This window comes from Alteromonas sp. KUL106, from assembly GCF_009811415.1.
Taxonomy (GTDB): Bacteria; Pseudomonadota; Gammaproteobacteria; order Enterobacterales; family Alteromonadaceae; genus Alteromonas.
Window position 1 is genome coordinate 246,497 of record NZ_BLIG01000024.1, and the last position, 14,101, is coordinate 260,597.

The following is a 14,101-nucleotide window of genomic DNA, read 5'->3' on the forward strand; positions in this document are numbered from 1 at the left end:
TTTAATAAGAGAACGAGACTTCATGAAAAAAATTTCATCGCATAAAAATACCTCGTCTCCATTTTCTAGAATCATGCAAAAAGGGCAGAGTAAAACAGGCTACAAGGCGAGAAAGGGTAAGTTTCTGATGTGTATGAGCGATGACGATCACAAGCAAATAGCCCGCCTCATTGCTAAATGGCTCGACGATGACAGGCCTAGCACGCAAGCGCGCTTTTGTAAAAATGACATGAGGAAATGAAGTGCTAAAACCGCTAATCCAAACAATAAAAATGCTCGCTCACAAAAAATTACAATTAAGTTAGCGATCTTATGGGTTTTAGGTAACATAATAGAATGCAGTAAATTGAGCGAGCTAAGCCTATATCGTCTTGCTCTGATTAGTTAATTAAAAAAGGTAGTGACAACATGGCAGCCAAAGGAAATTGGACTAAATCCTTGTTTATTGGCTTGTGGACGGTGCTTAACTTTACCCGCAAACTTTTCTTTAATCTGATTTTCATCGTTATATTCGTCGGACTGATTATCGCTATATCGGGTCAGGAAGACGAAAAGCTCACTGTCAACAAAGACAGCGCATTATTCCTTACCTTAAACGGTAAACTTGTTATCGAGAAAGAAAGCATCGACCCGTTTGAGCAGTTCTTACAAGAATCGCTAGGCAGTGAGCCAGAAAATCCTGAAGTACTTGTTCGCGATGTGGTTAAGGTGCTAGAGAACGCGCAAAAAGATCGTCGCATAAAAGCGCTTGTGCTCGACCTACAGGGTTTAACAGGTGGAGGCTTAGATAAGCTTCGCACTGTTGCCAATGCGATTGATGCATTCAAAGAATCTGAAAAGCCTGTCTATGCCATCGGTGATTACTTTTCACAAGACCAGTACTACCTCGCCGCTCATGCCGATAACATCTATCTCAACCCAATGGGTGGTTTGATGTTTGAGGGCTACGGTCGCTATGGCATGTACTTCAAAGATATGCTGGAGAAACTTAAAGTCACTACGCACATTTTCCGCGTAGGGACCTACAAGTCTGCTGTTGAGCCTATTATGCGCAACGATATGTCAGAAGAAGCAAAGGAAGCTGAGAAACAGTGGCTTGATGGATATTGGGCGCAATACAAAGCGGATGTGGCTGCCGCGCGTGGCATTGATGAAACCAATTTCGATGAAACGCTCGAGGGTTTGCTGTCAAAATTTGAAGCTGCGGGTGGTGATTTCGCTCAATATGCGCTTCAGAACCAGTGGGTAGACGCACTGAAAACGCGTGAAGAAGTGCGACGTGAACTTATTGACTTGGTCGGTGAGGACGACAACGAACTTGGCGTGAATCTGACGTCCTTCAACAGCTATTTGAAAGTGATTAACCCTCCTATGCCAACGATTGAGTCTGACATGGATAAAGTGGCTATCGTCGTTGCTAAGGGCACTATTTTAGACGGTAATCAAAAAGCAGGGACTATTGGAGGAGATAGTACAGCTCGCCTTCTCAGAAAAGCCCGCTTAGATGACAACGTTAAAGCAGTGGTACTTCAAATTGACTCTCCTGGGGGAAGTGCGTTTGCGTCTGAGGTAATACGTCAGGAAGTATTGCAACTTCAACAAGCCGGAAAGCCAGTTATCGCCTCAATGAGCACCTACGCAGCCTCTGGGGGTTACTGGATAGCGGCAAGCACTGACAAGATCATTGCCAGCCCTAGCACTATTACTGGTTCCATTGGTGTGTTTGGAATGTTTATGACCTACGAAAACTCGTTAGATTATCTAGGTATTCACAGTGATGGTGTTGGCTCCACTGAACTTGCTGGTTTCTCCGCTGTTCGTCCGTTAGCCCCTGAGTTCGGTCAAATTCTTCAGCGCAATGTAGAAAACACCTATGGCAACTTTCTGTCATTAGTTTCACAGGCCCGCGGTATGTCAGTTGACGAGGTTGACCGTGTCGCGCAAGGTAGAGTGTGGATTGGAGAAGATGCGATTGAATTAGGTCTCGTTGACCAGCTTGGTACTATTGATGACGCCATCGCTGCGGCAGCTGAAATGGCTGAGCTCGAAAATTATGATACCTTTTACGTCAAACGCACCTTAAGTGCTCAAGAAATTTTCTGGAAAGAGTTTTTCGGACAAGCAATGACTGTTGTTGGTAAGTGGCAGTTCGCCCATGCCGACTCTGCACTTGTTAATGAGTTTAAGCGTGTGCTTAATGAGTTTAGTTTGGTCAGTAAACTCAACGACCCCAAAGGCACCTATGTGCTGTGTTTACCCTGCGACATTAAATAGTTGACGGTAAACGTAAAAGAACGAACAGAGAGTGTCATATCGCTTCACATGATTTAACTCAGGAGCAGCGTCGCGTAATTACCGACGCTGTTTTTCATTGCTTACAGCAAGCAGAAGAGTACTTTTCCCGTCCCTTCCCCTACCCAACCATTACATTTCGACGTTCTGGTAGAAATGCGGGGACCGCTTTCTTGCAGCAAAACCGCCTTAACTTTCACCCTATTTTATATAAAGAGAATACACGAGCATTTTTAGATGATGTCGTTCCACATGAGGTAAGCCATTTACTAACGTGGATACTTTTTGGAAAGGTTCAACCTCATGGGAAAGAGTGGCAGTCAATTATGATACATGTGTTTGGACGCAAACCTGACCCTACGCACCAATTTGATATTAAAGGGGTGACTCGCTCGTTTCACTACCGATGCGAATGTGATTCTTATGCATTAAGTACCCGTAGACACAACAACATATTAAGAGGCGCTCAATACAAATGTAGGAAGTGCAGCGCCCCTCTTAGAATGACGAAAGAAGCTGAAGCTGAGCGCTGAAATCACCCTTATAAAGCTTTCGGTATAACAAGCAGCCTAGTTAAACCAGTGCTTTGTAAATACGTTATCAAGATCGTTAAAGGCCGTTTTAAGAAGCTGCGCTAACTCTTTATATTTTGGCTTCGACTTAGCATTGGCGACATTCACGCCTTGAGAGCGCATTTTAGTATGAATTTCTTGATACCAGCTTTTCAACTGCGGTGGTAAATACTGGTCAGAGCGATGCCCTAACCACAGTAAACCTTGCATTGGTAAGCTCAGAAAAAATGCACCTATCGCAATAGTTTGAGGTAAATAATCGGCACCTAGGTTTTGAAACAACAGTGCACAGGACACCATTGCCACGGGAGGCATGGTTTTTATCGCAAATTTCGTCGCTGCAACAACACGGCACTCTGGGAAGAACGCATACAGTTCCTTTCTCACAGGCCATGTCTTCATGTACTGCTGACCGTTTTTCAACATTGTCATTACTGATTGAGACATGGACCACCTCTCTTTAAACCATTCAACATTGTGACATGCTAGCTTCATACGCATAAACTGGCGATGTTTTAGTACCAAGCGCCCTTGCATCAGCACTCGGCCTCGTCATAAGTTTACTCCAGTATTATGAATCACGCTTAGTTAAATTGTAATAACCAATTTGGATAAAACGACCAGACAGGTCTAACGAAAGGTAAAATGGCGTATGCGCTATCGTGTCAGCCGTTTGTAACATCTGGTTATTACGAATATTTCACGGACCAAGCTCATTTTTAATACAACACTGTTCGTATATGTTGTCTTTTACAAACTTAATGCACGGTTTTTATTGAAATAAAAAAATTGAGAGAGATTCAAGCAAAGGTAAACAAGATTTAACTAAAAGTATGGTCTGTTCGTCAACACGTTGGCACCAAGCGTTTAAACTTGTGGAATCCTGAAATAGTAAGCCACAAATGAGGTAAGAGGTGGTTATCTTTAAGTGACATTTTCTTCTCTAAAGGGCATCATATGCGCTTTAAACCAGAGAGATGTAACACCGGACCTTTATCGCGTTGTTAAGCGAATCAGGGCTCATTTATCGTTATTATGTCGCTGGCAGACAACTATGATGAAAGTTACTAGGTGTTGTGCTTGATTTACAAATTTTTGCCCCTACCTAGCCTTGTAAGAGAAATTGTATAAGTAACCCAAATGGGTGAAGTATTTGGAGAGGAAAATGGCAGAAAGCAGACACGTCCGTCTACTTATTTTAGGTTCTGGACCTGCAGGTTATTCAGCGGCAGTTTACGCTGCGCGCGCAAATCTTAAACCTGTATTACTGACTGGTATTCAACAAGGCGGACAGCTTACTACCACGACAGAAGTAGAAAACTGGCCGGGTGACCCCGAAGGATTAACAGGTCCTGATTTAATGGTTCGTATGCAGAAGCATGCAGAGAAATTTGATACTGAAATTATTTTCGACCATATCAATAAGACCGACCTCACAAAGCGTCCATTCACCCTATATGGCGACAGCGGTACGTATACCTGCGATGCATTAATTATTGCGACAGGTGCGTCGGCTAAGTATTTAGGCCTTGAATCTGAACAAGCATTTATGGGTAAGGGTGTTTCGGCTTGTGCAACCTGTGATGGGTTCTTCTATCGAAACCAAAAAGTTGCCGTTGTTGGTGGTGGCAATACCGCCGTTGAAGAAGCGCTATATCTGTCAAACATTGCCTCTGAAGTTCACGTCATTCACAGAAGAGACAGCTTCAGAAGTGAGAAAATCCTTGAGCAGCGTCTTCGCGATAAAGCAGAGAACGGTAACGTTGTATTACATCTTAACCGCACGTTAGATGAAGTACTTGGTGACGAAATGGGCGTAACTAAAATCCGTATCAAAGATACGGATGGCGACGCAACGGAAGAACTCGATGTAATGGGTCTGTTTATTGCCATTGGACACAAACCGAATACAGATATTTTCGACGGACAGCTTGAAATGAAAGATGGCTATATCGTTGTAAATAGCGGCACTAACGGCAATGCTACACAAACCAGCGTAGAAGGTGTTTTTGCCGCTGGTGATGTAAGCGACCATATTTATCGTCAAGCCATTACCTCTGCGGGTACAGGCTGTATGGCAGCCCTCGACGCTGAGAAGTACTTAGATGGCACCATGCCTGAACAAGGTTAATAGTTGTTCTATCAGCCCTACTTTTTGGTAGGGCTTTTTAATTATGATAGCGCTACATTATATTGAGGAAGGCGCTCCCTTCCCTGCGGTTAATACTGCACTTGATGAACCAAACGGCTTGCTCGCTTTTGGTGGAGACCTGAGTCCAGCACGTTTATTCTCTGCCTACTCTCAAGGTATATTCCCTTGGTTCAGTGATGACGAACCCCTCTTGTGGTGGTCTCCAGACCCAAGAGCAATAATAGAGCTTGATGATTTTGTTCCGTCTAAAAGCCTTAGAAAACTCGCTCGCAAGCAAAAGTATAACGTTACTCTCAATTATGCGTTCGATCGGGTTATCAACGCATGTTCGAAAACACCTCGAAAAAATCCAAACTCTGGTAACGTGTCAGTTGATACGTGGATAACAGACGACATGATATCAGCCTACCGACAGCTCAATGGATTGGGATTGGCACATTCCGTGGAGGTATGGAATCAGGATGAACTCGTCGGTGGGTTATATGGCGTCGGTATTGGCAACGTATACTGCGGTGAATCTATGTTTCACCTTGAGAGCAATACCTCCAAACTTGCAATGTTGGCTTTGGTTAAACACATGAAGTCTCAAAACATGGCATTTATTGACTGCCAACTTCCCACTGACCACCTTTCTTCGTTGGGCGCAAAAGTACTTTCAAGATCACAATTTATTGAAAAATTGGAAAATAACAACCAAACTTTAACAGATGAAGGTCGCCTTCTAGAAGACTACCTAAACCGATGGAAGCCAAGAGTGATTACACCGTGAAGTTTGGTATAACCCAGTCTTTTTCATGCAGTTACTTGCCTGATGAACAGGAGCAATTGCTTGTGTACGCTGAGGATGGTGAGCTTCATAGCCAGCGCTACTCACAACTCATTCAAGCGGGCTTTCGGCGCAGTGGCGAACAGATATATCGTCCACATTGCCCTGCCTGTAATGCCTGTAAATCTGTTCGAATTCCTGTAAATAGTTTTAAGCCATCACGCAGTCAAAAACGCTTACTCAAGGCAAACCAACGTTTTCACGTTCTGTTTTCAGAAAGTACAAAAGAAACCTATTTCCCGCTTTATGAGCGCTATATTACTGAGCGTCATTCCGACGGCAGCATGTATCCACCCTCACAAACACAGTTCGATAATTTTGTTAAGTCCGACTGGATGAAAACCCACTATCTTGAAGCCTATGATGGTGAAAAGCTCATTGCCGTTGCGGTTACTGATGTCGTAGATGCAAACGTTTCGATGCGTTCGCTATCGGCCCTTTATACGTTTTTCGACCCTGACTATGCTTCATCGTCTTTAGGTACATGGATGATCCTAATGCAAATCATGCAGGCAAGGCATTTGGGCTATCGTTATCTTTATTTAGGCTATTACGTAGAAGGCTGCAACAAAATGTCATACAAGCACAAATTCATGCCATTCGAGCAATTTATTGACAATGAATGGCATCTAATGCGTAAAAATAGTAAAATACCCACTTAATTGCTTTACACTGAACCCAAGATTGGGTAAGGTCTGCGCGGCAAAAATTTTGAATTACTGAGGTAACTGCTTTACATGGCAAAAGAAGATTGTATTGAAATGGAAGGTACTGTGTTGGACACGCTACCTAACACTATGTTCCGCGTTGAACTGGAAAACGGTCACGTAGTGACTGCGCACATCTCTGGTAAAATGCGTAAGAACTATATCCGTATTCTTACTGGCGATAAGGTCACCGTTGAGATGACTCCATATGATTTGACTAAAGGTCGTATCATTTATCGCGCAAGATAATGAGCCATTTAAGCGGTAACGCATAAAAAAGCCCGATTAATATCGGGCTTTTTCGTTTTTGGCACTTTGCTTGTGTTGAACACAAGACTCCACTTGCAAAAAGGCGTTAGTCAGTTAGGTGAAGCGCCTAAAACACGACGGTTTAACATCCGTTTTAAGCGCAACAGCATTTACTACTAACTAGGCTCGGCTTCCGCAGATGTGGCGTCTACGCCTGAGTATTGGAAAGTAAGCTTGTCGTCTACAAAGTCAACTTTAACGTTTCCGCCCTTCGACAATTCGCCAAATAATAACTCATTGGCCAATTCCTTCTTGAGTTCATCTTTGATGAGACGTGACATCGGCCTTGCTCCCATTGCCTTATCGTAACCTTTTTCAGCCATATAAGCACGGGCAGCACTGGTAACTTCCAGTGAAACACCTTTTACATCAAGTTGAGCCTGTAGCTCAATGATGAATTTATCGACCACCTGCAGAATGATCTCTGGATCAAGGTGGTTAAACCAAATAATCCCGTCTAAACGGTTTCTGAATTCGGGCGTAAAGACTTTATTAATCTCTGACATCGCATCATGGCTATGGTCTTGTTGCTTAAAGCCTATAGACTTACGCACTGTTTCTTGAACGCCCGCGTTGGTCGTCATTACCAATACCACGTTTCTGAAATCCACTTTTCTTCCGTTATTGTCGGTCAACGTTCCGTGATCCATCACTTGAAGAAGAATATTGTAAATATCGCTGTGCGCTTTCTCAATTTCATCCAACAATACAACAGAATATGGATTCTTAATCACCGCATCAGTCAACAAACCGCCTTGGTCGAAACCAACATAACCGGGAGGCGCACCAATTAACCGGCTCACTGCGTGACGCTCCATGTACTCAGACATATCGAAACGCACCAGCTCAACACCCATAATTTTAGCAAGCTGCTGAGTCACTTCCGTTTTACCCACGCCCGTAGGACCTGCGAACAGAAAACTACCAATAGGCTTGGTTTCAGCACCAAGTCCTGAGCGAGACAACAAAATCGCATCGTTAAGCGTCTCTATGGCTTTGTCTTGGCCAAACACAACCATCTTAAGGTTTCGCCCTAGGTTCTTAAGGACTTCTTTGTCAGAGGCCGATACAGACTTCTCAGGAATACGAGCCATTTTTGCAATTATCTGCTCGATGTCACCGACACCAATTGTTTTCTTGCGCTTAGAAGGCGCTAGCAAGCGCTGGCTTGCTCCCGCCTCGTCCATCACATCGATGGCTTTATCTGGCAAGTGACGCTCATTGATGTATTTCGCTGATAGCTCTGCTGCCGCCTGAATCGCTTTTTGTGTGAAACGCACGTTGTGATGCTCTTCATAGCGGCTTTTCAGACCCAACAAGATTTTTGTGGTATCGCTCACACTTGGCTCAGTTACGTCCACTTTTTGGAAACGGCGAGCTAAAGCGCGATCTTTTTCAAATATGCCTTGATACTCTTGGTATGTCGTAGACCCGATGCAGCGCAGCTCACCGCTCGACAGCTTAGGCTTGAGTAGGTTTGACGCATCCATAACGCCACCTGATGCAGCCCCCGCACCAATAATGGTGTGAATCTCATCGATGAACAAAATGGCGTGCTCATCTTTAGCCAGCTCCTTTAGAATCGCCTTCAGACGCTTTTCAAAATCGCCACGATATTTTGTACCTGCAAGCAGTCCACCTAAATCAAGAGAGTAAACTGTGCTTTCTGCAATCACTTCTGGAACATCATCGTTCACAATCCGGTATGCTAACCCTTCAGCAATAGCCGTCTTGCCCACACCGGCCTCGCCCACTAATAGTGGATTATTTTTGCGACGGCGGCACAGGATCTGAATTGTACGCTCAACCTCAGCGTCGCGACCTATCAATGGGTCAATTTTACCGTCTTTCGCCTGGCGATTAAGGTCTGTGGCGTATTTGCTTAACGCTGAGCCATTTTCCTCGCCCACTTCGCCCTCTTCAGACGCTTCAGGATTAACAGAAGTATCATCCTCTGCTTTACTCACTCCATGACTGATGAAGTTGACCACATCTAACCGGGTTACGTCAGACTTTTTAAGGATATAAACAGCTTGGGATTCTTGCTCACTAAAGATTGCAACGAGTACGTTTGCGCCCGTTACTTCGTCTTTGCCCGATGACTGTACGTGAAATACAGCGCGCTGCAACACACGTTGAAAACCCAACGTGGGCTGGGTTTCACGTTCATTGAGCTGGTCGTCGAGAATAAGAGGCGTTGTGTCTTTTACAAATGAAAGCAATTCACTCTTAATCGCCTCTACGTCGGCACCACATGCCTTTAGTGCGTCGCGAGCAGCTGAGTTATCAAGCAATGCCAACAACAAGTGCTCTACCGTCATAAATTCATGACGGTGCTCTCTGGCAAATACAAACGCGTCATTCAACGTTTGTTCTAATTCTTTATTTAACATATTGCTCGCCCTCTAAAAAAACCTTATGCCTGCTCCATCGTGCACATCAACGGATGCTGATGTTTGCGTGCGTATTGATTAACCTGCATCACCTTTGTCTCTGCTATCTCAGCAGTAAAAATGCCACACACGGCTTTTCCTTGATAATGGACGGTCAGCATAAGTTGGTTGGCTTTCTCAGCGTCCATATTGAAAAACTGCATGAGTACCTCAATGACAAAATCCATAGGTGTATAGTCGTCATTGTTTAACAACACTTTATACATGGGAGGCGGCTGCGGCTTCTGTCGCTGCGCGTCTTTTTGTTTTTCCTTTTCGATACTAATCGCGTTGTCTTTACTCATAACTTAATAATAGTGGTTATCTGGCATATGTGTGTACAAACTTTTGGATAAATTTATTCACATTAGCCCTTGACATAATATGGTTAAAAAATCTACATTTTGTAAAGTGAATTTTGGTATTGGAAAGCATTGCTATATTCAATACTCCATTCACTGTGTCTCCGGATCTATAATGGGGGCATATACTCGTGAGTTCAAGGATTAAGAGGAAGTCGAAGTATGGCGGTTGGCAAAGTTAAATGGTTTAACAACGCGAAGGGTTTTGGATTTATTGTGCCTGAGGATGGCGGCGAAGATATTTTCGCACATTACTCTACAATTCAAATGGAAGGCTATCGTTCACTCAAAGCAGGTCAGGAAGTTACCTATGAGGTACAGCAGGGTCCAAAAGGGCTTCACGCTGAAAATATAGGCTTCAAAGAAGAACCAGAGCGTTAATAAAAGAATTCATTGAGCCTGGCGATTTTCGTCAGGCTTTTCTTTTAAAGTGCTTTACTGATTATGTGCCCTGCTCATAATTTCATTACACGTTGACACGTGCGGTTTTTTTGGCTCAAAATTTAGGCACTAAAACATTAAGCTTAAACATTTTTAAGTTCATTTCCGCAGTGTAAAATTTCAATCAAACAATCAATATTGATATGGCTCGATACTTCGTTTGTTGTATGACTTTATGCTTACTTGATTGAATGGTTCGATGTTTACATGGTTAATAATTCTGTGCAATTCTCCAGTATGCTCTTATCACTTGTCTGAAGTGTTATTCTAAAAATTATCAAAAGTAATTTGCTTCCATTTACTCAAGCGCTTCATTTATCGTTCATCGCGCATTTATCTGTATCAATTTCCGTTACCTACCTAACCATACATCTACTAAACCATACATTTTAATCCCGTGTTCTATCGAACACTGGCAAACCGCGTTGTCATTATTTAACAACATCCACAACAAAGAACAGTCTGCATAGATAAAACGAATCCGAATAGATAAGTACCCTTTTCTGCGTAAGACGATAAAAATAAAAAAGCCCGCTCACACGTAGTAAGCGGGCTTTACTGTTAAATTAGCGATGCCTTAGTAGAAGGCCTCGCCTCACGTTAGCTGTTCAGCGCTAACTATTCTTAACGTTAATTATGCGCCAAGAATTGCTCTTAGTGTCTTACTTGGAGACATTGTTGCAAACATCTTGTCTTCATCCGGGTAGTAATAACCACCGATGTCTTGCGCACTGCCTTGCGTTGCATCTATTTCAGCCAAAATGTCATCAATTTTCGCTGACAACTCTTCATACACTGGCTTGAATTGTGCCGCTAGGTCAGCATCTTCCGTCTGGCTCGCTACTTCCTCGGCCCAGTATAGACCAAGGTAAACGTGGCTGCCGCGGTTGTCTAGCTGACCGGCTTTACGAAGCGGAGACTTACCGTTGTTAAGGAGTTTTTCCGTCGCTTTATCAAGCGCAGTAGCGATGATTTTTGCTTTCGCGTTGCTGTGCTTAATAGCCACATCTTCAAGCGATACCGCAAGTGCCAAGAACTCACCCAGTGAATCCCAACGCAGGTGACCTTCTTCAACAAACTGCTGAACGTGCTTCGGTGCACTGCCGCCCGCACCTGTTTCATAAAGGCCACCACCCGCCATCAGTGGCACGATTGATAGCATTTTAGCACTTGTGCCAAGTTCAAGTATTGGGAACAAATCGGTCAGGTAGTCACGAAGAACGTTACCCGTTACTGAAATAGTATCTAGGCCACGAATTGCACGTTCCATGCTGTAGCGAATAGCGCGTACAGGCGACATAATTTGAATGTCTAAACCATTTGTGTCGTGATCTTGCAGGTACTTTTCAACTTTCTTGATAAGTTGTGCATCGTGAGCTCGTTCGTCGTCTAGCCAGAATACCGCAGGCATACCTGATTGACGTGAACGGGTTACCGCTAACTTCACCCAATCTTGAATTGGTGCATCTTTCACCTGACACATACGCCAGATATCACCTTCTTCAACATCGTGAGAAATGAGTACGTTACCGTCTTGATCAACAATCGACACTGTACCGTCAGCTTCTAGTTCAAACGTTTTATCGTGTGAACCGTACTCTTCTGCTTTCTGCGCCATTAGACCAACGTTTGGTACCGTACCCATCGTTGTTGGGTCAAATGCACCATGGGTCTTACAGAAGTTGATCACTTCTTGGTAAATGGTCGCGTAAGTACTTTCAGGGATAACCGCTTTGGTATCATGCGGCTTTCCATCTGGTCCCCACATTTGACCAGAATTGCGGATCATTGCAGGCATCGACGCATCTACAATAACGTCACTTGGAACGTGTAGGTTTGAGATACCCTTGTCAGAGTTAACCATCGCAATAGGAGGACGGTCTGCGTAACATGCATTGATGTCTTTTTGGATTTCTGAACGCTGGCTTTCAGGTAGGGTAGAAATTTTATCGTAAACACTACCAAGACCGTTGTTAGGGTTAACGCCAAGTTCTTCAAACAGGTCGCCCCATTTGTCGAATAATTCTTTATAAAAAACTTTTACACAGTGGCCGAATACGATGGGGTGAGACACCTTCATCATGGTCGCTTTTACGTGTAACGAGAACAGGATACCTGTGTTTTTCGCATCTTCAATTTGCTCTTCGAAGAATTTGCACAGGGCTTTCTTGCTCATGAACATGCCGTCGATAACTTCGCCAGCAAGCAGATCTACACGGGGCTTAAGGGTTTTCTTGCTACCATCTTTGCCAGTAAATTCAATGCTTACGTAACCGTCTTTTTCTACCGTTACCGATTTTTCACCTGAATAGAAATCACCACCGCGCATGTGCGCAACATGAGTGCGAGATGCTTGTGACCACTCACCCATCGAGTGCGGATGCTTGCGTGCATAGTTCTTAACCGCGGTAGGCGCACGACGGTCTGAGTTACCTTCACGCAATACAGGGTTTACTGCACTGCCTAGCACTTTGCCGTAGCGCTCACGAATTTCTTCTTCTTCCGCGCTCTTTGGTGAATCTGGGAATGCAGGAACGTTGAAACCTTTTGCATTAAGTTCTTTGATGGTTTCGCGAAGCTGAGGAATTGAGGCACTGATGTTTGGGAGTTTGATAATGTTAGCGTTAGGATCTTGGGTCATCTCACCCAGTTCGGCTAACGCGTCTGGCACTCTTTGTTCTTCAGAAAGATATTCTGGGAAATTTGCCAAAACGCGCGCAGCTAGTGAAATATCGCTCAATTCGACGTCGATATCTGCCGCTGCAGCAAACTTCTGGATGATTGGAAGCAATGAATAGGTCGCCAGCATTGGCGCTTCATCAGTCTTCGTGTAAATGATCTTAGACTTGGTCATTATATACCTCAATTTTTTCGACAGGGTACTGCCGTTTTAGTCCATTAGGTCGCAACGACCCGCAATAATTTGAATATTGCTCCCACAGTCATTGCGAAACGTATTTGATGTTTTCCGCCTCTTGCTTATTAAAAGCACAAGGCCACTTGCTGTTTTCTTCCCCACATATTATTCAATTCCCTATGTTAGCAATATACATTTCAACCTCGTATTTGCTTGCAATTAAGCCAATAACGACATTGAAGTGCGATGTACAAGCAAGCCGGCTTATCACTGCTAAAACTGTCTAATAATTATGCAGGTATACTCTCTTATAAAATTGGGAGCGTCCAATAGTATAGGGTCGAAAGTTAGACTTACAAGTCATACCATTGTCTTAACCTATAAGATCAATGAAATTATAGGCAAAGTTCGCGGTGGATATCGTCAAGTGGCAGACATTTTCTCAAGCGTAGGTGCTTCGTTTATCGTAAACTGATGGGGAAATTTTTTACACGAATCAAGCGAACCTGTTATGTCTTCAAACGCTAAAGTAGTTCTTTTTAATAAGCCTTTCCAAGTTCTCTCACAATTCACCGACGCAGATGGAAGGGAAACACTCAAAGACTATATCGACATTCCTAATATTTACGCCGCTGGTCGACTAGACAGAGATTCAGAAGGGCTACTTGTACTCACTAACGATGGCAAATTACAACACAAACTTGCCAACCCTGCCGCGAAGACAAGCAAAACCTACTGGGTGCAAGTTGAAGGAATTATGGACGAAAAAGCCATGCAATCATTGCGAGATGGCGTTGAATTGAAAGATGGAATGACCCGTCCTGCCAAAGTCAAGCTAATGGATGAACCCGCTGTTTGGGATAGAAATCCTCCCGTTCGCTTCAGGCAATCTATTCCTACGAGTTGGGTCTCAATCACCATCACTGAGGGGAGAAACCGACAAGTCCGTCGTATGACTGCGCATGTTGGCTACCCTACCCTCCGACTCATAAGATACCGAGTAGGCAACTGGACAATCGATGGTATTGAAAATGGCAAATATATCAGCGTCTAAAAGCTAATACCAATCCGCATAGATAACTGCCCACTCAGAAGGCGCTGGCAAGTTTCCTAGCGAAGCGTGGGAATGCAGGAATGGCTGTTCCCTTTCA

General features: G+C 43.9%; 13 protein-coding genes. 9 read left to right on the forward strand and 4 right to left on the reverse strand.

All coding sequences use genetic code 11. The features are described from left to right. The first annotated feature begins 22 nt into the window (after window positions 1-22). From GVO63_RS09110 to GVO63_RS09120, 3 genes are all read left to right on the forward strand, one after another. Window positions 23-241, forward strand: a complete 219-nt coding sequence (locus GVO63_RS09110) for a hypothetical protein (protein ID WP_159579264.1) — start codon at window positions 23-25, stop codon at window positions 239-241. A 167-nt stretch (window positions 242-408) separates the two neighbouring features. Next, window positions 409-2,274: a signal peptide peptidase SppA gene (sppA, locus tag GVO63_RS09115; RefSeq protein ID WP_159494777.1), complete on the forward strand. Its 1,866-nt coding sequence runs from the start codon at window positions 409-411 to the stop codon at window positions 2,272-2,274. 38 nt (window positions 2,275-2,312) lie between these two features. Beyond that, window positions 2,313-2,825: a SprT family zinc-dependent metalloprotease gene (locus GVO63_RS09120; protein ID WP_268891641.1), complete on the forward strand. Its 513-nt coding sequence runs from the start codon at window positions 2,313-2,315 to the stop codon at window positions 2,823-2,825. A 36-nt stretch (window positions 2,826-2,861) separates the two neighbouring features. On the opposite strand, the gene yfbV is transcribed toward GVO63_RS09120, so the two are convergent. Continuing rightward, window positions 2,862-3,311: a terminus macrodomain insulation protein YfbV gene (gene yfbV / locus GVO63_RS09125; RefSeq protein ID WP_159579266.1), complete on the reverse strand. Its 450-nt coding sequence runs from the start codon at window positions 3,309-3,311 to the stop codon at window positions 2,862-2,864. A gap of 718 nt (window positions 3,312-4,029) precedes the next feature. Here yfbV and trxB point away from each other — a divergent pair. The 4 genes from trxB to infA all read left to right on the forward strand — a co-directional run bounded on the left by trxB (window position 4,030) and on the right by infA (window position 6,798). Continuing rightward, window positions 4,030-4,995, forward strand: a complete 966-nt coding sequence (gene trxB / locus GVO63_RS09130; protein ID WP_159494775.1) for a thioredoxin-disulfide reductase — start codon at window positions 4,030-4,032, stop codon at window positions 4,993-4,995. 43 nt (window positions 4,996-5,038) lie between these two features. Beyond that, the gene (gene aat, locus GVO63_RS09135) at window positions 5,039-5,785 is read left to right on the forward strand and encodes a leucyl/phenylalanyl-tRNA--protein transferase (protein WP_159579268.1); all 747 of its coding nucleotides are present in this window, start codon (window positions 5,039-5,041) and stop codon (window positions 5,783-5,785) included. Next, window positions 5,782-6,504: an arginyltransferase gene (locus tag GVO63_RS09140; RefSeq protein ID WP_236552104.1), complete on the forward strand. Its 723-nt coding sequence runs from the start codon at window positions 5,782-5,784 to the stop codon at window positions 6,502-6,504. The genes aat and GVO63_RS09140 overlap by 4 nt, the downstream gene beginning before the upstream one ends. 75 nt (window positions 6,505-6,579) lie before the next feature. Continuing rightward, entirely contained in the window at window positions 6,580-6,798 is a 219-nt protein-coding gene (gene infA / locus GVO63_RS09145; RefSeq protein WP_008844395.1) for a translation initiation factor IF-1, read from the forward strand. Between the two features lie 176 nt (window positions 6,799-6,974). On the opposite strand, the gene clpA is transcribed toward infA, so the two are convergent. Both clpA and clpS read right to left on the reverse strand, forming a co-directional pair. Further along, window positions 6,975-9,251, reverse strand: a complete 2,277-nt coding sequence (gene clpA / locus GVO63_RS09150; protein WP_159579272.1) for an ATP-dependent Clp protease ATP-binding subunit ClpA — start codon at window positions 9,249-9,251, stop codon at window positions 6,975-6,977. 23 nt (window positions 9,252-9,274) lie between these two features. Continuing rightward, on the reverse strand, window positions 9,275-9,595 hold the full coding sequence (clpS, locus tag GVO63_RS09155) for an ATP-dependent Clp protease adapter ClpS (RefSeq protein WP_014949331.1): 321 nt from the start codon (window positions 9,593-9,595) through the stop codon (window positions 9,275-9,277). Window positions 9,596-9,814: 219 nt separating this feature from the next. Here clpS and cspD point away from each other — a divergent pair, with 219 nt between their 5' ends. Next, complete coding sequence (gene cspD / locus GVO63_RS09160) at window positions 9,815-10,033, forward strand: cold shock domain-containing protein CspD (RefSeq protein ID WP_105931148.1); 219 nt, start codon at window positions 9,815-9,817, stop codon at window positions 10,031-10,033. A gap of 694 nt (window positions 10,034-10,727) precedes the next feature. Here the strand turns inward: cspD and GVO63_RS09165 are convergent. Next, window positions 10,728-12,947 (reverse strand): NADP-dependent isocitrate dehydrogenase, encoded by a 2,220-nt coding sequence (locus tag GVO63_RS09165; RefSeq protein WP_159579274.1) that lies wholly within the window; start codon window positions 12,945-12,947, stop codon window positions 10,728-10,730. Window positions 12,948-13,461: 514 nt separating this feature from the next. Between GVO63_RS09165 and GVO63_RS09170 the strand changes: the two genes are divergently transcribed. Further along, on the forward strand, window positions 13,462-14,004 hold the full coding sequence (locus tag GVO63_RS09170; protein ID WP_159579276.1) for an rRNA large subunit pseudouridine synthase E: 543 nt from the start codon (window positions 13,462-13,464) through the stop codon (window positions 14,002-14,004). The last annotated feature ends 97 nt before the right edge of the window (window positions 14,005-14,101 follow it).